Below are 20,215 nucleotides of genomic sequence, written 5' to 3'. Positions count from 1 at the left end.
AATAATAATTAATTAAGCAAAACTTACTATATGTTAAAAAGAAATTTTGTCCAAATCTTACTTACCTTAACCGTTTTCTCTTCTGCTTTTTCTGCCTTAGCACAACAAAGTGCTCTCCCCTTTACAGATTTCAAAAAAATTGTTCCTCTAAAAGAGGCATCAGCTGCACCGTTACAAGTGTTGTTAGAAGATGAAATTTTGAGTAATCCTAAATGGAAAAGATTAATTGACAATAAGAAAATGTCTATTGGTGTTGTTGATTTGAATAATGTTTACGAAGCCAACTATGCTGGAATCAATAGTACAGAAATGATGTATGCGGCGAGCTTACCAAAAATCGCTATTCTTTTAGCTTCTATGGATGCTATAGAAAAATGTGAATTGGAAGAAAGTGATGCCGTAAAGAAAGATCTTAAAGCGATGATCAATCGCTCAGATAATCATGCTTCTACTAGGATGATTGATAGATTGGGATATAAAAAAATAGCAGACGTACTTCAAAGTCCGGCTTACAAGTTGTATGATGAAGCACAAGGTGGTGGTCTTTGGGTAGGAAAGCGTTATGCAGCCTCTGGTGCAAGAAACCCAGACCCTTTAAAAGGATTAAGTCACGCCGCTACCGTAAAGCAAGTATGTAGATTCTATTACAAAATGCTTACTGGTAACTTGGTTTCTCAGGATAAGTCTAAGCAGATGCTGGATATTATGGAAGATTCTAACTTACATCATAAATTTGTAAATACTTTAGACAGAATAGCTCCAGAGGCTCGTGTATTTAGAAAATCGGGTTCTTGGAAAAATTACCACGCCGACTCTGTGTTAGTTTGGGGAAAGGATGGAAGGAAATATATTCTTGTAGCGTTGATAGAAGACGCTAATGGTGAACAAATTATAAGAGATTTAGTGGAACCAATTGAAAAAGTTATTAAAAAATCACGTTCTTTGGAGACTACATAGTTTCCTTAAATGATTAAGATTTTTTTACAAAAGAGTTTTGGAATTCGGAGCGGCGAAGTAAGGATTTCGCTACTAATGCAACTCTATATATTTTTAATAATCACAACGCTATTGATAGTCAAACCTACTATTAATGCGTTGTTTTTATCTCAATTAACTTCAGATGCTTTACCAAATGCCTACCTTCTTGTAGCTTTGGTAGCCATAGGAAGTTCTTTTTTTTATAATCAAGCGCTCAAAAGATTCTCTTTATTAAAAATTGTTACGGCGACTTTAATGGTTTCCGCGGCAATTTTTCTTTCTTTAAAATTACTGCTCAACTACGATTACTTCTCAACAGAGTTGCTATATTTCTATTATGTTTGGGTTGCAATTTTTGCTTTGCTTACCACCTCACAATTTTGGGTTTTAGCCAATTTGGTGTTTAATATTCGGGAAGCAAAACGGCTTTTCGGATTTATTGGTGCAGGTGCAATTACAGGAGGAATTTTTGGAGGTTATCTTACCAATCTTTTGGCACCTTCTATAGGGAATGATAACTTGATGGTAGTTGCCTCTCTCATCTTATTGGGATGTATTCCATTGCTGCACTATATCTGGAGGAAGAAAATAAAAACCCTTGGTTACTTTAGACAAAAGCAACGTTCTTATGCCACCAATGAATCTTCCTTTAAACTCATTTTAAAATCCAAACACTTAACGTATATCGCAGGAATTGTGGGAGTTAGTGTGATTACCGCAAAACTAGTAGATTTTCAATTTAGTGATTTAGCCTCCAAAGCAATCACAGATTCTGATGATTTAGCATCCTTCTTTGGGTTTTGGTTCTCCACTTTCAATCTTGCTTCTTTGATGATTCAACTTTTCCTAACACGTAAAATTGTGGGAGTTTGGGGAGTAGCATCTACCTTAATTCTTCTTCCGGTTGGGATATTGATAGCGGTTGGGGTTTTTATTATTTTTCCAGAGCTTTGGGTAGTAATCTTAATGAAATCTGTTGATGGAAGTTTAAAACAATCTATCAATAAAGCGGCTTCAGAAATGTTGGTGCTTCCAGTGCCTACAGATATTAAAAACAAGACGAAATCTTTTATAGATGTCGTAGTAGATAGTATTGCCACAGGAATCGCAGGATGTTTGCTTATTTTTGTGATTAAAGGTTTGGATTTTGGACCTGTTCAAGTTTCTCTACTCATTTTAGCACTGGTTCTGATTTGGTTTTACTTTATCTATAGGGTTAGAAAAACCTACTTTCAGTCTTTTAGACAAAACCTGATTAACTTCAGCAACAATCATCATTTCAATAAAAGGAAAAAAGGAAGTCACATTTCTACCAATGCCACCATTTTAAAAGTATTGCAAGAAGGGGAGGAGTCAGAGATTTTGTATATGCTAAGTAAGATTAATGAAATTAAAGACAAACGTTTAAAAAACGAGGTGGTTTCTCTTTTAGATCATTCTTCCGTAGCTGTAAAAGCAGCAGCCATTAGAAATTTATATTTACTCGATAAGGGGACAGCGGTAGAGAAAGTAGAAAAATTAGTCAATCAAAAAGACGATGAGGTTGTTTTGGCGGCCATGCAGTATTTACTTACACATACAGATATCAACGACTTAAAAATTTTTGACACCTATCTTAATCAGGAAAATCAATACATTTCTTCTGCAGCCTTATTTTGTTTAGCTAAAGAATCTCGGGATAATCAAAAATTGGCAGAGCGCTATAGTTTGGATAGAAGATTAGAAAAAAGTATAGAATCGGTGAATCTTCCCAGCGATCATCACAGGATTCAAGAAACCGTAGAGTTGATCAAGGCGATAGGTTTTTCGGGAATACCTAAGTATTATTCTTTTATCAAAGCACATTTCAACAATAGAAATGACGAAGTAATTAAAGCCGCGATTGAAGCCTCTGGGTATAGCGCTCACATTCTTTTTATAGATGATTTGTTAAGTTTTCTTGAAACAAAAGAATTTAGGGAAAATGCAGAAGAAGCACTACATCAGTATGGTTCTGGGGTGATAAAGATGCTGCTGAAGCGTTTAAAAAATAATTTAATTTCAGAAAATGCCAAACGCTTTGTACCTAATATCTTATCTAGGTTTAATAACCAAGAAAGCGTAAATACGTTGTTTATGCTGCTGCGGAATAAAGATATCATCATTCGCTTGGAAGCTGCTAAGGCTCTGCAAGTTATGAAAGAGAAGAACAAAGGCCTAAAATTCAGTAAAAAGGATGTGGTGCGATTGATTTTGTCAGAATGCAAGCTGTATCATAATACTTTAATTGCGATGGAGTTGCAGAAGAAGATTACCAAAAATTATAGATTAGAATTGGTTGGCGATAGTGAAATGGAAGAATTTTCTGCCAGAAATAGCCTGATTGAAATTTTAGAGAAGCGCCTAGATCATGGCTTACAACAAATTTTCACTTTGTTAGAGCTAGAGTATAATTCTAAGGATGTTAACATTGCATACCTGGGAATTAAAAGCGAAAAGCAAGAAGTACGTGCCAATGCAATCGAATTTCTAGATACACTTTTGCAGCCTAATTTAAGACATACCTTATTGCCTTTGGTAGAAAACACTATTCTTAGCGCTAGCAATGAAGAGTTGGACTCTAGTTTGATAGAAGTTCCTAGTGAATACAGGTGTTTTCAGATGTTACTAAAAGGAAAGGATGTACGAATAAAATTGGCAGTTTTATATTTATTGAGACATATTGAAGACAAAAACTATTTAAAACTAGTGCACCGCATGGTAACCGATAAAGATATTCGCATTAGAAATTTTGCCGCCTTAGCAGTAGAAAATTTAAAGAAAGTAGATTAGATTTCTTCCTCATTAATAACCTCATCAATCCTAGATGCCAAAGCCATGTGGTCATAAGCAGAATTTTTTCTTAGGACGTTGGTCATTAAACAAACCATATATTTTTTGCCGTTAGGATGCTCTACAATGGCAACAGAATTCATATAATTATATACATTTCCGGCGTATTTTCCGCAGCTTTGTCCATTAGATCTATCGCAAGAATATAAACTACCCGATTTAAAATAAACGGCTGCATCTTTAATTCTTGAAGAATAAGCATATCTAATTCTTCTATCGGTTAAATACAATAAGCGTTTAATCTCTAAGCTAGAGTTTTCATCGATTAGGTTCCCTTGCTCTAAGGTTACCAAATATTTCATTAAACCAAGCGGAGTGCCAATACTACCACCAATATCGCCTACAAATTTATTAGCGCCAGATGTAAAAAAGCTTCCCAATCGCCACTCATCTTTACTTATACCTATGTCTCTTAAAGGTTCATTTACAATTTTATTCGCTAATAAAGTAAGCTCTTTTTTTGGAGTGTCTTTAAAATATGTATCTATTTCTTCTTGAGTTAAATATTCATATTTGTCTTTAAAAGCAGCCATTAATAATGCTTCTCGCCACACTACATTGGTAGCGCCATTGTTGCTTACAGATACAGTGTGGTCTAACCACTCATACAAGCTAAATTCATCTTCTGTTGTAACTTTTCTTTTTACCAATTTATCGTTTTCTATATCGTAAACAGGAACCGTATGGTGGTCATAAATTGCCCATTCGCCAGCTCTTACCACTTTATTTTTTAGTAAAGCAGTTCTAGCATCCCAAGACTCTGGACAGATATCGTGCAATTGCTTAAAAAGAGCTGTAACTACTGCTAATTTACCAACGCTACCAGGTTGATAGCCTATAGATTCTTTATGTTCGGCGTATTTCAACTCTTTAGGATTGGTCATATCCAAAACCGTAAGTGAATAATTACCCGATGGGACAACTTTTTTTAGCTTTTCAGCGAAAGCTTTATCTTCCGTTAAGATTGCATTTACAGAATCTTCTTTACGCTCCGTTAACTGTAATTCTATACAATTAAGCGGTAATAAAGCTCCATTTGGTAATTTTAAGGTTTGGGTAGTATCGTTGGCTATTTTCTCTAAACGGGCAAGTCTAGCAATCTTGGTAGAGGAGTAACCGTCTATTGGATAAAAGGAATACAAGCCTCCCATAATACTAGTAGAGATGACTAAAAAAGTAAGCGTTATTTTATTAAAAATATTCATAAACTAGAGATTAGTGTTTAGAGAAATTGTCTTTGTTTGATCTACTTTTGGACTTATAGACTGGAGGTAAGAAGAACTTAAGGCATTGTCATTTTCCACAAACGGACGTATTTGAAAAAGCCAGAGTTTATCACCTTCAAAACCTAGTTCTACATCATAAGGACCCGTGTTAGAAATTTCTGTTTTCTGCGGAATTGTTAAGCGAATCTTTTTAGAAAACTCTCTTATTTGATTGATATTTTGTTGTGATAAAATAGATTGATGAAAGGAAGTGGTCCTTTGCTCTAAACCTCCGTTTTCTGGAAGCCTATTGTAGTTATTCTCTCGAGAAGGAGAAATTAAGCTAGCCCCATAAGGCATTTCAATAAGCCAAGATTCTGCCGATTGCCCATCTACTGCGCCACCAGCTCCTTTGCTGAATGCAACGGTAAGGTCATCTTCTTTGTTATTGCTAATGCCTTTAGTGATTAAAACGCCGCTATAATCTACATCTACCGATGGAATAATTAAAATAGAAGGAAATACATTTTCTGGATTGGTTAAATATTTTTGCCTCCATTTAAAGCTTCTTTCGCTATAAGGCGAAGCCCAAACATCCCGAATTCCTTGAAGCACTTTTTCTTTATTCACCACATTAAATACGGTAAGGTTTAAACCAGCACCAGTAAAATTACCTAAGTCTTCCATATTGGTATCACTACGTAAAAATACTGGGATTTCACCAATAGACTTATTAAAATTAAGCTGAAAACTTTGCTCTAGTTTCTTTACAAATTCCGGCTGAAGTTCCATTTCTTGAATCGCATCGTGAAGCTGGAAAAGTCGGTCTAATTGACATTGTTCAATTTCATATTCATCTACATGATCTTCGCGCATTTCTTCCGCTTCAGCGAAAGTAGCTTTTAAATAATCCCAATAAGAACCGCTTTGCAAAGGCATAGGTTGGTTCATATGTGCTTTAAAAATCCCAAAGGGAATTACAGAGCCATTCACCACATTATTAGGAAACATGGCTTTTAACTGCCCTAAGTTGGCTGCTTTAGGTCCGCAGTAGATACCAGAACTTCTAGCATCAATCTCTGTTAAATTGAGTAAATCGTTTTTCTGTAACTTAATTTTATCTATAGGAACCGCAATTTTAGATTCTTTCTTATTAGAAGATTTTTCTTCAAAAAGATCTTTTTCTTCCTTGCTCATAGCAGTAGCTTCTTTAAAAACTATGGTACCTTTTGGAGAAACGGCATAAAATACTTCTTTCTCATCATATTTTTTAAAGTCCTTAAAATTTTCAGCAGAAATAACGCTGTTGGGAATACCTAAATTACGCGCTAGAAGTTGAACGTGAGATACTAAGTTTCCTTCTGCTACGGTAGCAATTCCGGCAACGGGTTTTAAATCTGCAGGCGGTTTTTGGAAAATATAAATATTATTCGGGTTTATCTCTACATCTTCATTTTCTACGATAATTAACTTACCCCTAGCGTATCCAGGATTAAGTCCTCTAGCATCATTGGGGTTTTTAAGATTGAGTAAGGTATTAGAAAGCTTAGCTTCTTTTTTTATAAAATCGCTCAATTCACTTACGGTTTCTCCTAGTTTTAAAGCGATAGAAGAGCGTACGGCATTGTCTATAAATCCAATAATTTTAGGTTCAAAACCTGCGTATATGGTGATGTCATCTTCATAAATGGCATTAATTAGCGAAGCGCTCCATTCTACTTGGCGTCTTGCAGCATTTTCTACAGTTGCTAATTCTTCCAAATTGGTGTTTTTAATAGTGTTTAACTGAAGTTGATTTTCTATTTGGTTCCATTCCCACCACTCAATATATCCCGCGCTTGCTGCAGCTTGCGCCAAAGTATATACTTTGTAAATTTGATCTTGTAATGTTTTTGGTTGCCATTTAGATGAATTCTTAAAAACAATGGCTTCTAAATCAATTAAAACATCTAACATTTGTAAACGATCTGACGGGCTTTTAACGGTATAAATTTGCGTTCTAATATCGCACATTAAACTAGAAGTGTCTTCTATCAATTCAATAGGCGATAAAGAATCTATGGAGGTAGCGGCAAATTTTTCTAATTGTATTCTTATGTAATGTTCATTTGGCAAAACCATTGCATCTTTATTAAAACTAGATAAGTTAACAGGCGCGTAGAAAGTTTTCATCGCTATAGTTAGTGAATCCAACTCATTCATAACATTTTCATCTAACTCTTTTTGGTGTTTTTTAGAAAAATCTTCTACCAATTGAATATCAGATTCTGTAGGTTGGCCGTGTATTTTGGTACGAATATCCATAAACTTAGGATTCTCATCGGCAATCGTCTTACTTAGCGTTCTCATAATTTGCGCATAAGGAGTGTCTTCATTATGAGGAATTTCTAAAAGAGATTGCTTAATGAGCAAAAAGTTTTCCTGCAACCTAGAATCACTGGTTAAAAGCCAATTGTAAAAGTCTTTTCCCCATTCTTGTTCATCTTCAGATTGTACAGAACCTCTGTAAAACTGAGCTCTACGCATAATCCAACCATCATCTACCCGGTTGAGGTATTTATTAAGCATGTATTGTTTTAATCTAGACTGATCTTGCGAAGCATCCCAAAAATCATTCTTATCTGTATATGCTAAGATATCTGCAAAGAAAAGGTGATTCTTTTTATGAAGTTCTTCTATTTCAGTTTTATAGCTGGCGTGTTGTATTCCGCCAATTTTATCGGGGCAAGGATCTTTAGAATCTCTAGTGGTGCCATCGTCACAAAACCATTCTATCTTTTTGTAAGGCCCACGTATAAGTTCTTTATAGTTAGCTATTCTGCTCTCAATTTCTTCATTAGAAATTTTTTGAGCCATAGAGATTGTAGAATAGGTAAAGACAAAAAGGGTACAGGCAAAAACAATTAAATGCTTCAACATATAGTAAGGTTATGGTTAGTTATAAAATGCTTTCAAATCTAACTATAAGTTTTGTTAAAATAGTCTAAAAGAAATGTTTAAGCATCACAAATTTAGAAGTCTAAGTTTTTTAGTTGGGTGTAATTGCGAAGTAGTTTTTTAAGTAAAATTCCGTAAAGTAAGGTGTAAACTCCCCATAAAAACAATAAAAATAGAATTATTGCTATAAATCCAATCCCAATAATACTAATCCAACCTATTTCCTCTAGATTTTTTGAAATTTCAGGCGTGTATAAAAGTGTATAAATGTAAAATAGCATCATGGTGATCCCAGAAGAAATTAGAACAAAAAGAATGTAGTATTTTACTACTTTTCTAGTTTTTAAGATGTTTCTCATGAGCAAGTAAGAAGAATCTGCTACAGAAATACTTCGGTATCTTTTATAAAAAAATACGACAAATGCAATCGTAATTAAATAACTAATAATGTAAATAACAATTGTGGCGGTCTTTAAGTGAATACTGTCCACTTCATTCCAAAATTGCTTGTCCATAAAAAAGACATTTAGAAGTATCCCAAAACTTAACTCGATAAGGCTAATAATAAAAATCCATTTCACTACAGAAGAAGACTTTTTATGTAGCATTTTATACAGTTGTTCTGCCTCAAAGTGCGGAAGGTTTTCTTCCTGATTTTTCCAATCTTTCTTTAATAAATCTAATCCGTCCATAATCTAAGCACTTAAAATATTCTTCAGTTTTTTCTTAACTCTGTTCATCTTCACTCGCGCATTAACCTCTGTAATACCTAAAGTTTCTGAAATATCGCTATAATTTTTTCCTTCTAAATAAAGAAACACTAATGCTTTATCTATATCGTTTAATTCTCTAATGGCAGCATACATAATTTTTAACTGCTGCTCTGTGGTGTCGTCATATTCCTCTGCTTTAATCTTAAAGTTAAACTGCTCTATATCTTGCGTATGAGGTTTTCGCTTCGACTTTCTATATAGCGTAATTGCTGTGTTTAAAGCTACTCTATACATCCAAGTACTAAACTTGGAGTCTCCTCTAAATTTGGGAAAAGCTTTCCAAAGCTGAATAGTGATTTCTTGAAAAAGATCGTGGTGCGAAGCTTTGTCATACGTATACATGCGGCAAATTTTATGCACAATATTTTGGTGTTCCTCTAGTAACTTAACAAATGTATGTTCGGTTTCTTTTTTCACTAATCCCAATTACAAATTATTAGTAGTTTTATTTCTGAATTGTTACAAGTTAAATAGAAAATATCGTTAAAAAGAAAATTTTTAAACGTACCCTATAGGTTTCCAGTTTTATGTAAGAGAGAATGAGGTAGAATGTGTAATCTTAGTTTTTGGCATCTGAATTTTTCTTTACGGAAAAAAACCTAACCAAAGTTTTTACTTTCTTGAGTCCGTATATACTTAATACCGAAATGCAGGCAGGCGTTCCTAAACCACCACCATAACCATTAAAAAAACTACTGGCGTTGAGGTAAAGCATACTAAAAAGAATCCCCGCTAAAGCAACTTCTAAGTAATACGGAAGAATTTTCTTACTTACCATGCCAACAAAAGAGGCACCAAAAAAGATCACGGGAATATGAAAGTTGAGATTTTCTGATACTATTTGCGGAAAGAAATAAAATCCTAATGCTAAAATTAAACTCGGTAAAGCCGAAGCTTTTACAGGTTCTACCGCTAATTCTCTGGTAAGACCATAGGGAATTACCGCACCTAAAATTCCGAAAAGAAGATATATTGCGATTTCCATTAGGTAAAGAAAATATAGGTTAAAAAATACGAGACGGCAACGCCCACAAAAGCTAAAGTCCCCAACTTTCCGCCAAAACCTTTTAATTGATTTGTTGAAATGCAAAAATAGATTCCGCTTACTAATCCGGCGAAAGCTATAAAAAGATAATGATGTTCTAGAAATGCCTGACCCATTCCTATAAAAGAACCGCAGTAAATGGCCATACGAATAGACTGACCTTTATGCGGAAAAGGAAAATTTTTAGGCACAAATCCACCCAAAACACCAACCAAAGCCGAACTGATCACAGCGCTTATGCCTAACCCAATATATAGATAGGTCGTGGCTAAAGCACCAAGTATTACCGCAATTATGAGATACCAAGCCCCTAATTTTAGTTTTCTATCTTTTTGAAAGAGATACAAGTAGCCAATGGAAACCAAAACCAAAATAGCCGAAGTAAACACACTGGCGTACAAGAGGTTTTTTTCTTCCGTAATTATGTGATATATAAAGAGTAGATGTATCACATAAATGAACAAAAGCGAGAGGGTAGAAAGGTATTTTTTCTGGAAGTATTGGATAGGTATTGCTTTTTTTGAAGTTACAAAGATGCGTGTTTTGCACAACAAAATCCAAAAAAAAAAGAATTACAATTCGTACCTTAAATCTTACAATTGAGTATTTTCTTTTTTCCGAATACCTACTTTTAGAAGATATTTGTTGTGTAATTGATAATTTCATGAGCCCAAGACATCTTAAAATATTGTTTAGAATCTCTATAGGAGTGACTTTAATCATCCTATTATTAGAGTTTTTCTTTGCAGGCTTGGATTATACCATCTGGTTTGACGGTAAGAAAATAGGGATTCAATTTCTTTACTGCTTTGTGATTACACTTTTCAATTTTGTATATTTTGTATGGTTGGAGAAAAAATACGATTGGCACAGCGAGAGTAAAAAGCGATTTATTATAGGAGTGGTGGGGTCTACTTTTGTAAGTTTATTTGCTTTTGGAATTTGCAGGATAATTCATTTAGTATGGATTGAGCAAAGTATGCTCTTTTCTGAATTTCTCCAAAATGAAACTCCTAGTAGGTATTTGTTTCCGTTCCTATTATCGGTAATTGTTAGTTTGTTTCTACACGCTGCTTATTTTTATAAAGTGATACAAGAGAACAGAGTAACCGAACAAAAATTAATTGCCGGAACGGCATCGGCTAAATTTGATGCGTTAAAAAATCAGTTAGATCCGCATTTTTTATTCAATAGTCTTAATGTACTTACCTCTCTTATTGAAGAAAACCCCAATGCGGCGCAAGATTTTACCACTTCACTTTCTAAAGTCTACCGTTATGTGTTGGAACAAAAAAATAAAGAATTGGTCGCAGTAGAAGAAGAGCTACAATTTGCTAAGCGTTATATAGGTTTGCTAAAAATGCGTTTTGAAGACAGTATACAATTTCATATTCCAGATAACCTCTTACAACCAGAAGCTAAAATTGTTCCGTTATCGTTACAATTGCTTCTAGAGAATGCGGTAAAACACAATGTAGTTTCACCCAACCAGCCTTTAGAAATAGTAATTACCGAAGAAAAAGAATTTTTAGTCATAAAAAATAATCTGCGGAAGAAAAACATATTAGGGAAAAGCTCAGGTTTTGGGTTGCAAAATATTCAGCAACGTTATGCTTTATTAACTTCCCGAAAGATGCTTATACAACAAGACAAAACCACTTTCACAGTAAAGCTTCCTATGTTGACTAAGCAAATCAGCATTATAAAAGAATCTATTAAAACAGATGAAGACATGACCAAACGAGAAAAATTAGAACGCGCGCAAGAACGGGTAAAAGCAGAAAAAGCTTTCTTCGGAAACTTAACGGCATATTGTATTGTTATTCCTTTTTTGTTCTTTGTAAATTGGATGAGTAATGGTTTGGGAACGCCGTGGTTTTTATTTGCCGCCATAGGTTGGGGGATAGGCTTATTTTTTCATTATATAGAAGCTTTTGATCACAATCCGTTTTTCGGAAAAGACTGGGAGCAACGAAAAATAAAACAGTTGATGGAAGAAGATGATTTTAATAATTAATGACTAACAACTAACAACTTACTCAAAATGGAAACAGATAAAGAAATGCGTTACTACGAAGCAAAAGAGCGTGTAAAAGAGATAAAAGCCTTTTATATACATTTAATCACTTATATCGTAATCATAGGTTTTTTAGCTTTTTTAAATTTTAAAGATGGTTTCTATGAATATCCTTGGTTTTTATGGCCAGCGGCAGGTTGGGGCGTAGGATTAGCTTTTAATGCGGCAAGTGCTTTTAGAATTAATCCCTTTTTTAATAAAAATGGGGAAAAGAAGAAAATTGAGCAATATATGCAGGAAGAGGAAGAAGTAACGCAACAACGCTGGGAATAAATTAGCAAACTTATGAATGTAATTATTATTGAAGACGAAAAGCCTTCCGCAAGAAGATTGCAGCGTATGTTAAGCAAAATGGGAGTGGAGACAAATACGGTTTTGCACGCCGTAAACGAATCTATTGCTTGGTTGTTAGAGAATCCGCATCCCGATCTTATCTTTTTAGATATTCAATTAAACGACGGACTTTCTTTCGAGATCTTTGAAGAGGTTAAGGTAGATAGCGCGATTATTTTTACAACCGCCTACGATGAATATGCCTTAAGAGCCTTTAAATTAAATAGCGTAGATTATTTATTAAAGCCCATAGATCAAGAAGAATTAATGCGGGCTTTTGAGAAGTTTAAACGAAAATACAAACAACAAAATTCTGCGCATTTACCCTTAACGGAATTAAAAAATATCTTAACTCAGCAGCAAGCGAAGGTCTTTAAAAAAAGATTTGTGACTAAAGTGGGACAGCATTTAAAAATGTTTCCAGTTGAGGATATTTCTTGTTTTTACAGTGAAAATAAAGGCACGTATTTGCAAACCTTAGCAGGTAGAAATTACTTGATAGACCAAACGATAGAAAGTTTGGAGGAAGACTTAGACCCCGATTATTTTTATAGAATCAGTAGAAAATATGTAGTGCGCATTAATGCCATTGAAGATATGCTAAGTTATACCAATAGTCGCGTAAAGCTGAAGTTAAAAAATTTTAAAGCGCATGAGGTGATTGTAAGTAGAGAGCGCGTAAAAGATTTTAAAGAATGGTTAGCGCAATAATAGCATTATTCTTCTAAATTGTTTTCATTAAATGCTGAGGGCAATAATTGCGGAATAAACTTAATAAGTATAGGTAAGAGCACACTTCCTCCAGGCATGATAAATATAGCCAACGAAGGAATAGATTTGCAAATATCTAACAATTGGTTTTTTACTTTCACGCGTTCTTCTTCCGTTAAGTTTTTGTGGGTAGATTTAGAAAGTAAAACCACCAATTCTTTACTCTCAAGCAATTCTCTAATAAGTCGGTTTTTATTTCTCAGGACCAACAGTTTTACCATACGATTAGAGTTTTTATACAGGTTATTAAGCGCATTAGAGCTTTGAAAGTAGGTAATCTGATTTTTAAATTCCGTAAAGAAAGATCGCATTTCTACAAGAGAAATATCTACACTATTACCTTCTAAACCTAACTGAATTCCTAGTTTTTTGATAAATTCTGCTTCTTCCTTTTCAATCTTTTCATCATTATAAACTGTGACACAAGCTAAATCTATTAAATAATATTTTTCTAAAAGATCATTGATAAGTTGGGGATCGTAATGATATTCTTTATCAAGATCTAATTTATGAAACCTAAAAGAGCTTTTAAGCATTTGTAATATCAACTCGTCATATTTGGTTCTTTCTTTTTTTGCTTTAAAAGATTGGTACACTACACCAGCAACCATATTTTCAAACTCTTGCAAGTAGATATGAATGTCTTCTTTTTTTCTAAGAAATTCCTGAAAAGCCAACACATCAATAAAAAGTAGCGCATTGGTAATAAGATGACTAAAATTCTTCTTGATAATAGAATTGTTAATCTGTATTCTTTCCTGTAATATTTTCTCTAGTTTTTCTTCAGGAGAAATTTTAAGCTTTAAAAAAGTAAAAGGAGAGGCGCTTTTTTTCTGTATTTGAGTGTAAAACAATACAATTTCATCGACTGCTTTTTCTAAAGGTAATTCTGGATGTTTTGAGCTATGAATATACACCAACGCGTCGAACATATTGATTTTTGTCAACTCCTCTGTGGTGTATTTTAAATCTGTCTTTTGTAAAGGCGATACCGTTTTAATACTATTGGCATAAATAAAACCACTAGCTCTAAGCTGTTGGTAAAATGTAGTTTCAGAAAAGCTAAAATGCCCTTGTTCTTTATCTAAATAGCGAAGGTATTTTTTAATCCAGCCAGAAGCAGAAGGGTTCATGCAGTTTTTTGGTGTAAAGATAAAAATTTATCGATTTTAAAAACCAAATCGTTTTATTTTTCGTAAGTATTGGAAAGTGAGCTTTTAAAACTGGAAAATCAAGTTTTTAAAAATTGCTATGAGAATCACTTTAGGTTTTTGAGTTTTTAGTTAGTTTAGAAAAGCCCTTCAAGAAATTGAAGGGCTTTTTGATGTGTGTACTTTTAGAAAGCATCGAGGTTTTAAAATCAGCTATTTTTAACCATTCCTAAAGTGTACAATTGCTCCATCGTAGGAGTTTTGCTTCCGCCTTTAGGCTCTAAAGTAATCCCGAAGGCTTGAGAAGAGTTGGTATTATCTAACATAAAAATCTTATTTTCATCTTCCGTAAAGCTAGATAACATTCCAATACTGGTAGGCGTTAAAGGCTCTAAAGTTAAAGACCAAACTTGGTATTCTTTATCTTCTGGCGGCGTGGGTAAATTCTTAGCATCTATATACACTTTATTAGTAGCTTTATCCCAATGCACAGCTGCGTAAGCTTCAGGTGCAACCTTTTGTCCTTCAAGCGGAACGGTTAGTATATTCTTATCTCTAAATATGCTGAGTAATTCTTCTTTCTTTTCCGCGGAAGCGTTTGCATCATCAATTTGTTGTTCCATCTGCGCTTTTTGGGCATTAACCACGTTTAAATTTTCTCGCAATTGATTGCGATCATTTAACACGGAGAAAAGTCCTATAAGTAAAGCAATACTGGCTGCCCAACCTAAATAAAGTACAATATTTGATTTCTTTTTCTTTCGATGAATCGGAATTGTTTTTGGGTTGTCTTCTAAATGCAGCTTATTTTTTATAATTGCGTACATTTTTACAGGGTCATAAGGCGCCACGGCAGAGGAGAGTTGAAGTAGCGAATTTTCAATTTGTTCTACTTCTTTCTCAATTTCTGGATACTTTTTTAGCTCTGTACTTACTTCCTTAGATTCTTCTTCGGTTAAAGCACCGCATATATAGAGTTCCAAAACGCCTGACGATATGTATTCTTGTATATTCATTACTTTACCAAAATATCTCTAAGTGATTGAATGCAGTTTCTGCTTCTTATTTTAATAGTTCCTAAAGGGGTGTCTAGCTCCTTGGCGGTTTCTGCTTGCGTAAACCCTTTAAAGTAGAGAAGCTCAATAATTTGTTCGCAATAAGGCTTTAGAGCTTTAATGTATTTTTTAATTCCTATGGCATCTACCCGATTGGAGAAACTGCTCTTGTCTTCTAATATATCTACGAAAAAGTCGGCGGTTAAGTTTTTCTTACTGTTTTTAAAGGCCTTAGATCTTGTTTTATCTATAGCAGTATTTCTTGCGATGTTAAGTGCCCACGTAAAAAATCTACCTTTGGATGAATTATAAGCCTCTGCGTTATCCCAGATCTTTATAAAAGAATCTTGCAAAACTTCTTCTGCAATACGTTGATCCCTCACAATAGTATAAATAACCCCAAATAAACTTTCTGAATAACGTTCATAAATACGTTCGAAAGCCTTAGGATTTTTGTTTTGTAACTCTGCAATGAGTCCGTCTGGTTGCATACGCGATAATTAAAATTGGTATGGTATAAATGTAATAATTTTTTAATAAAAAAGGCTACAAATAATATGTAGCCTTTATAAAAATGTAAAAAAGATGTAAATTTTTACTTCTCTAGCATAAAAGTTCTAGTGCTTTTGTTATATGGACCATCAATAAGATTACCATCTGCATCTAATAATTCTAGTTCTACCGTGTTTTCTCCCATAGGTAAACCTTCCATAACGTAAGGTACCCAATCGTCTATCATAAATTCTTCTCCATTAATTGTAGCTCTTACTTTATTAGCATCTGTGGCAAGATCTGTATTTACTAAAAAGAAATCTAACATTACTTTTTTCGTGTCCACTCCTTTATAAGTTCCTTTTGGTCTACTGTAAAACATATGTGGCGCTTCAAAATCTACCTCCATCATTTGATCTTGAGTAGGTTCTCCTACAGAGAATTTTTTCACTACATAAGAGTTTTCATTCTTTACCGCTTCATGATATGATCTAGATAAGAACGCAATCATTACGTGATCTCCTTGTTCTAAAGTTTTAGAAAACTTAGATTCATAGTGAGCAGAATAAGGCTCATTGTCTAAGATAAAGTGGATGTGTTGCCCTTTATCTGAGGAAGCTAACATATTAGGTTGCTCTGGTTCAGTTTGTGCGCCTAATTCATAATTTGATACTTCAAAATCAAATTCTATCTCCTTTTTAGACTGTTTAGTATCGGTAGGAGATTTCAGTTTTAGACCAGAATTAGCAAACTCTGGCGAACCTTCTAGTTTGGTCAATGTGATCTTTTGATCTTGTTGAGCATTATCTTCTGTAGAGCTCATCTCGGTTTCTGTCTTTTTTTCTTCCTTCTTAGTATCATTGTTACAAGAGGTTGCAAAAACTAAAGCGATAGCCGATAAGATTAAACTTGTTTTTTTCATGGTTGACTTTTTTAAATTTAAATCTAATTTAAGGGGTTAAATTTTAATGAGCATCAATTTTAAAAAAGCTTAACATAGTTTTAGATATTAGAATGCCATATGGATTCTTTTCACATATTTTTTAACACTTAAAAAAATTAAAAATTATTTTTAAGTTAGATTTGTGAGACTAAAAACTTGTTGTATATTTGCCCGCAGTTTAAAAAGCAGAACTGCTTTGGTAATTATAAATAAGATATTCAACGAAGATTAAAGATATTTTAAGATGAAAAGAACGTTTCAACCCTCGAAGAGAAAAAGAAAAAACAAGCACGGTTTTAGAGAGCGTATGGCAAGTGTAAATGGTCGTAAAGTGCTTTCTAGAAGAAGAGCTAAAGGTAGAAAGAAACTTTCTGTATCTTCAGAAAATAGACATAAACACTAATGTTTTTTATTAGTTGTTAAATATAAAGGTGTTGCCATTGCGTAACGCCTTTTTTTATACCCAAAAATTACTGTATTTTTTATAAGTGTCATAAAATTAAGCCATTGTAATGCCTAAAAATAACAACCTCAAAAGTATCTTAATTATTGGTTCTGGACCAATCGTTATAGGACAAGCCTGCGAATTTGATTACGCAGGAACACAAGCTTTACGTTCTTTAAGAGAAGATGGAATAGAAACTATTCTCATTAACTCCAATCCCGCAACTATAATGACCGACCCAACCATGGCCGATCATGTATATTTAAAGCCTTTAACCACAAAGTCGCTTATAGAGATTTTAAAAGAACACCCACAAATTGATGCTGTACTACCAACCATGGGAGGACAAACAGCACTCAACCTTTGTATTGAAGCGGATGAAAAAGGAATTTGGGAAGATTTTGGAGTGAAGCTTATTGGGGTAGATATAAATGCTATTAATATAACAGAAGACCGCGAACAGTTTAGAGAGCTTATGCTAAAGATTGGGGTAGGAATGGCTCCTCAAGCTACAGCAACTTCTTTCCTTAAAGGAAAAGAAATCGCTCAAGAATTTGGTTTTCCATTGGTAATTAGAGCTTCATATACCTTGGGAGGAGCAGGAGCAAGTATTGTTCATAAAGAGGAAGATTATGATGATTTACTCAGTAGAGGCTTAGAAATTTCTCCTATTCACGAAGTGATGATTGATAAAGCCCTAATTGGCTGGAAAGAGTATGAGTTAGAATTACTTCGCGATAAAAATGATAATGTAGTTATTATTTGTACCATTGAGAATATGGATCCTATGGGGATTCATACGGGAGATTCAATTACCGTGGCGCCTGCTATGACTCTAAGTGATGAGACCTTTCAGAGAATGCGAGATATGGCCATCAAAATGATGCGTAGTATTGGTGATTTCGCTGGAGGTTGTAACGTGCAGTTTGCCGTGAGTCCAGATGAAAATGAAGACATTATCGCGATTGAAATTAATCCGCGTGTTTCTCGTTCTTCCGCCTTAGCGTCTAAAGCAACAGGATATCCTATTGCAAAAATTGCTGCAAAACTAGCCATTGGGTACAATCTAGACGAATTAGAAAATCAAATTACTAAATCTACTTCGGCTTTATTTGAGCCCGCTTTAGATTATGTGATTGTTAAAATACCCCGATGGAATTTTGATAAATTTGAAGGCTCAGATAGAACTTTAGGTCTCCAAATGAAATCTGTTGGAGAAGTAATGGGGATTGGCCGTTCATTTCAAGAAGCCTTGCAAAAAGCAACACAATCTTTAGAGATTAAGCGTAATGGCTTGGGAGCCGATGGTAAAGGTTATAAAGATTACGATCAAATTATTCAGAAATTAACCTATGCCAGCTGGGATCGCGTATTTGTGATTTATGATGCAATACAGTTAGGAATTCCTCTAAGTAGAATCCACGAGATTACCAAGATAGATATGTGGTTCTTAAAGCAATATGAAGAATTATTATCTCTAGAAAGAGAAATATCTAACTACACTATTGACAATCTAGATAAAGATTTGCTATTGGAAGCAAAACAAAAAGGTTTTGCAGATCGTCAAGTGGCTTATATGTTAGGTTGTCTAGAGAGTGAAGTGTATAATAAACGTGATGAACTTAACATTAACCGCGTTTATAAATTGGTAGATACGTGTGCGGCCGAGTTTAAAGCGCAGACTCCATATTATTATTCTACGTTCGAGAATCAAGTAGAGCGTCCCGATGGAACAAAATATACCGATAACGAAAGTGAAGTAAGCGACAAGAAAAAAATCATCGTTCTAGGTTCTGGTCCTAACCGAATTGGACAAGGAATCGAGTTTGATTACTGTTGTGTACACGGTGTTCTCGCTGCCGCGGAATGTGGCTACGAAACCATCATGATTAACTGTAATCCTGAGACCGTTTCAACCGATTTTGATATTGCCGATAAGCTTTATTTTGAACCTGTATTCTGGGAACATATTTACGATATAATTCGTCACGAAAAGCCAGAAGGTGTAATTGTTCAGTTAGGTGGGCAAACCGCCTTAAAGTTAGCTGAAAAATTAGATCGCTACGGAATAAAAATTATGGGAACCAGCTATGAAGCCTTAGATTTAGCTGAAGACAGAGGAAGTTTTTCCACCTTATTGCAAGAAAACAATATTCCTTACCCAGAGTTTGGAACTGCCGAAAATGCAGATCAAGCCTTGGCACTAGCCGATGAATTGGATTTCCCTATTTTAGTACGTCCGTCTTATGTTTTAGGAGGACAAGGAATGAAAATTGTCATTAACAAACAACAGTTAGAAACGCACGTAGTAGACTTATTACGTAGCATTCCAAATAATAAACTTTTATTAGACCACTATTTAGACGGAGCTATAGAAGCAGAAGCGGATGCGATTTGTGACGGAGAAAATGTGTACATCATAGGAATTATGGAACATATTGAACCTTGCGGAATTCACTCTGGAGACTCCAATGCTCTATTACCTCCTTTTAATTTGGGAGATTTAGTACTTCAGCAGATAAAAGATCATACCCATAAAATTGCATTAGCATTAAAAACAGTGGGATTGATTAATATTCAGTTTGCAATTAAAGATGATAAAGTATTTATTATTGAAGCTAATCCTAGAGCTTCTAGAACGGTACCTTTTATCGCAAAAGCTTATGGAGAACCGTATGTAAATTATGCGACCAAAGTGATGTTAGGTGAAAATAAAGTAACCGATTTTGACTTTAATCCGCAATTGAAAGGATATGCCATTAAACAACCAGTCTTCTCATTTGATAAATTTCACAATGTAAATAAACAATTAGGTCCTGAAATGAAAAGTACAGGAGAAAGTATTTTATTTATCGATAGCCTAAGAGATGATGAGTTTTACGACTTATACGCTCGTAGAAAAATGTACTTAACGAGTTAAGAAAAATAAATTATAGATTTAAGAGGCTGTCTAAAAAGTCTATTTCTGTCATTCTGAACCTGCCCGAAGTGAATTCAATCAGGCGGGCTTGATTCAGGTTCTCATACTGATTTGCGAATCAATATGATGAGATTCTGAAATAAATCCGCCTGAATAGTACGGGCAGTTTCAGAATAACAGTATTCAAATCTTTTTAGACAGCCTCTTTTGTATTATGAA

General features: G+C 34.3%; 17 protein-coding genes. 7 read left to right on the top strand and 10 right to left on the bottom strand.

Annotated features, from left to right (window positions below; genetic code table 11):
• Positions 1–30 precede the first annotated feature (30 nt).
• Positions 31–957 (top strand): serine hydrolase, encoded by a 927-nt coding sequence (locus RLT85_RS13650; RefSeq protein WP_311402604.1) that lies wholly within the window; start codon positions 31–33, stop codon positions 955–957.
• Positions 958–1,068: 111 nt separating this feature from the next.
• Positions 1,069–3,789 (top strand): Npt1/Npt2 family nucleotide transporter, encoded by a 2,721-nt coding sequence (locus tag RLT85_RS13645; RefSeq protein ID WP_311402603.1) that lies wholly within the window; start codon positions 1,069–1,071, stop codon positions 3,787–3,789.
• On the opposite strand, the gene RLT85_RS13640 is transcribed toward RLT85_RS13645, so the two are convergent.
• The 6 genes from RLT85_RS13640 to RLT85_RS13615 all read right to left on the bottom strand — a co-directional run bounded on the left by RLT85_RS13640 (position 3,786) and on the right by RLT85_RS13615 (position 10,210).
• Positions 3,786–5,054 carry a serine hydrolase gene (locus RLT85_RS13640; RefSeq protein ID WP_311402602.1) on the bottom strand — a complete coding sequence of 423 codons (1,269 nt, stop codon included), beginning with the start codon at positions 5,052–5,054 and terminating at the stop codon, positions 3,786–3,788. The genes RLT85_RS13645 and RLT85_RS13640 overlap by 4 nt on opposite strands.
• Before the next feature lie 3 nt (positions 5,055–5,057).
• A complete protein-coding gene (locus RLT85_RS13635) occupies positions 5,058–7,973 on the bottom strand; it encodes a PEP/pyruvate-binding domain-containing protein (RefSeq protein ID WP_311402601.1) in 2,916 nt (971 codons plus the stop codon).
• A gap of 92 nt (positions 7,974–8,065) precedes the next feature.
• Positions 8,066–8,683 carry a DUF8845 family protein gene (locus tag RLT85_RS13630; RefSeq protein ID WP_311402600.1) on the bottom strand — a complete coding sequence of 206 codons (618 nt, stop codon included), beginning with the start codon at positions 8,681–8,683 and terminating at the stop codon, positions 8,066–8,068.
• Between the two features lie 3 nt (positions 8,684–8,686).
• The gene (locus RLT85_RS13625) at positions 8,687–9,181 is read right to left on the bottom strand and encodes an RNA polymerase sigma factor (RefSeq protein ID WP_311402625.1); all 495 of its coding nucleotides are present in this window, start codon (positions 9,179–9,181) and stop codon (positions 8,687–8,689) included.
• Between the two features lie 142 nt (positions 9,182–9,323).
• Positions 9,324–9,749: a hypothetical protein gene (locus RLT85_RS13620; protein ID WP_311402599.1), complete on the bottom strand. Its 426-nt coding sequence runs from the start codon at positions 9,747–9,749 to the stop codon at positions 9,324–9,326.
• Positions 9,749–10,210, bottom strand: a complete 462-nt coding sequence (locus tag RLT85_RS13615) for a hypothetical protein (RefSeq protein WP_311402598.1) — start codon at positions 10,208–10,210, stop codon at positions 9,749–9,751. The genes RLT85_RS13620 and RLT85_RS13615 overlap by 1 nt, the downstream gene beginning before the upstream one ends.
• Positions 10,211–10,473: 263 nt before the next feature.
• Here RLT85_RS13615 and RLT85_RS13610 point away from each other — a divergent pair, with 263 nt between their 5' ends.
• Genes RLT85_RS13610 through RLT85_RS13600 form a run of 3 tightly spaced genes read left to right on the top strand, consistent with a single transcriptional unit; the run spans position 10,474 to position 12,930 of the window.
• On the top strand, positions 10,474–11,826 hold the full coding sequence (locus RLT85_RS13610; RefSeq protein ID WP_311402597.1) for a 2TM domain-containing protein: 1,353 nt from the start codon (positions 10,474–10,476) through the stop codon (positions 11,824–11,826).
• Between the two features lie 27 nt (positions 11,827–11,853).
• On the top strand, positions 11,854–12,159 hold the full coding sequence (locus tag RLT85_RS13605) for a 2TM domain-containing protein (protein WP_311402596.1): 306 nt from the start codon (positions 11,854–11,856) through the stop codon (positions 12,157–12,159).
• A gap of 12 nt (positions 12,160–12,171) precedes the next feature.
• Positions 12,172–12,930: a LytR/AlgR family response regulator transcription factor gene (locus RLT85_RS13600; protein ID WP_311402595.1), complete on the top strand. Its 759-nt coding sequence runs from the start codon at positions 12,172–12,174 to the stop codon at positions 12,928–12,930.
• Positions 12,931–12,935: 5 nt separating this feature from the next.
• Here RLT85_RS13600 and RLT85_RS13595 read toward each other — a convergent pair whose 3' ends face one another.
• The 4 genes from RLT85_RS13595 to RLT85_RS13580 form a co-directional block, all read right to left on the bottom strand.
• Positions 12,936–14,123: an LETM1-related biofilm-associated protein gene (locus RLT85_RS13595; RefSeq protein WP_311402594.1), complete on the bottom strand. Its 1,188-nt coding sequence runs from the start codon at positions 14,121–14,123 to the stop codon at positions 12,936–12,938.
• 227 nt (positions 14,124–14,350) lie between these two features.
• Entirely contained in the window at positions 14,351–15,157 is an 807-nt protein-coding gene (locus RLT85_RS13590) for an anti-sigma factor (RefSeq protein ID WP_311402593.1), read from the bottom strand.
• Positions 15,157–15,687, bottom strand: a complete 531-nt coding sequence (locus RLT85_RS13585; RefSeq protein ID WP_311402592.1) for an RNA polymerase sigma factor — start codon at positions 15,685–15,687, stop codon at positions 15,157–15,159. The genes RLT85_RS13590 and RLT85_RS13585 overlap by 1 nt, the downstream gene beginning before the upstream one ends.
• Positions 15,688–15,791: 104 nt before the next feature.
• Complete coding sequence (locus tag RLT85_RS13580; protein WP_311402591.1) at positions 15,792–16,610, bottom strand: hypothetical protein; 819 nt, start codon at positions 16,608–16,610, stop codon at positions 15,792–15,794.
• A gap of 265 nt (positions 16,611–16,875) precedes the next feature.
• Here RLT85_RS13580 and rpmH point away from each other — a divergent pair, with 265 nt between their 5' ends.
• Both rpmH and carB read left to right on the top strand, forming a co-directional pair.
• The gene (gene rpmH, locus RLT85_RS13575) at positions 16,876–17,034 is read left to right on the top strand and encodes a 50S ribosomal protein L34 (RefSeq protein WP_311402590.1); all 159 of its coding nucleotides are present in this window, start codon (positions 16,876–16,878) and stop codon (positions 17,032–17,034) included.
• A gap of 109 nt (positions 17,035–17,143) precedes the next feature.
• Positions 17,144–19,996, top strand: a complete 2,853-nt coding sequence (gene carB, locus RLT85_RS13570; protein ID WP_311402589.1) for a carbamoyl-phosphate synthase large subunit — start codon at positions 17,144–17,146, stop codon at positions 19,994–19,996.
• Positions 19,997–20,215: the final 219 nt, after the last annotated feature.

The organism is Mesonia ostreae, assembly GCF_031845265.1.
Classification (GTDB): Bacteria; Bacteroidota; Bacteroidia; order Flavobacteriales; family Flavobacteriaceae; genus Mesonia; species Mesonia ostreae.
The sequence above is the reverse complement of the archived record's forward strand: the minus strand, read 5'-3'. Positions and strand labels throughout refer to the sequence as shown.

What these genes read in the sequence shown, in the direction of transcription:
- RLT85_RS13630 (WP_311402600.1), bottom strand. Translation starts at nt 8,683, where the DNA reads ATGGACGGATTAGATTTATTAAAGAAAGATTGGAAAAATCAGGAAGAA.
- carB (WP_311402589.1), top strand. Translation starts at nt 17,144, where the DNA reads ATGCCTAAAAATAACAACCTCAAAAGTATCTTAATTATTGGTTCTGGA.
- RLT85_RS13620 (WP_311402599.1), bottom strand. Translation starts at nt 9,749, where the DNA reads ATGGAAATCGCAATATATCTTCTTTTCGGAATTTTAGGTGCGGTAATT.
- RLT85_RS13600 (WP_311402595.1), top strand. Translation starts at nt 12,172, where the DNA reads ATGAATGTAATTATTATTGAAGACGAAAAGCCTTCCGCAAGAAGATTG.
- RLT85_RS13610 (WP_311402597.1), top strand. Translation starts at nt 10,474, where the DNA reads ATGAGCCCAAGACATCTTAAAATATTGTTTAGAATCTCTATAGGAGTG.
- RLT85_RS13635 (WP_311402601.1), bottom strand. Translation starts at nt 7,973, where the DNA reads ATGTTGAAGCATTTAATTGTTTTTGCCTGTACCCTTTTTGTCTTTACC.
- RLT85_RS13590 (WP_311402593.1), bottom strand. Translation starts at nt 15,157, where the DNA reads ATGAATATACAAGAATACATATCGTCAGGCGTTTTGGAACTCTATATA.
- RLT85_RS13595 (WP_311402594.1), bottom strand. Translation starts at nt 14,123, where the DNA reads ATGAACCCTTCTGCTTCTGGCTGGATTAAAAAATACCTTCGCTATTTA.
- RLT85_RS13650 (WP_311402604.1), top strand. Translation starts at nt 31, where the DNA reads ATGTTAAAAAGAAATTTTGTCCAAATCTTACTTACCTTAACCGTTTTC.
- RLT85_RS13585 (WP_311402592.1), bottom strand. Translation starts at nt 15,687, where the DNA reads ATGCAACCAGACGGACTCATTGCAGAGTTACAAAACAAAAATCCTAAG.
- RLT85_RS13580 (WP_311402591.1), bottom strand. Translation starts at nt 16,610, where the DNA reads ATGAAAAAAACAAGTTTAATCTTATCGGCTATCGCTTTAGTTTTTGCA.
- RLT85_RS13640 (WP_311402602.1), bottom strand. Translation starts at nt 5,054, where the DNA reads ATGAATATTTTTAATAAAATAACGCTTACTTTTTTAGTCATCTCTACT.
- RLT85_RS13605 (WP_311402596.1), top strand. Translation starts at nt 11,854, where the DNA reads ATGGAAACAGATAAAGAAATGCGTTACTACGAAGCAAAAGAGCGTGTA.
- rpmH (WP_311402590.1), top strand. Translation starts at nt 16,876, where the DNA reads ATGAAAAGAACGTTTCAACCCTCGAAGAGAAAAAGAAAAAACAAGCAC.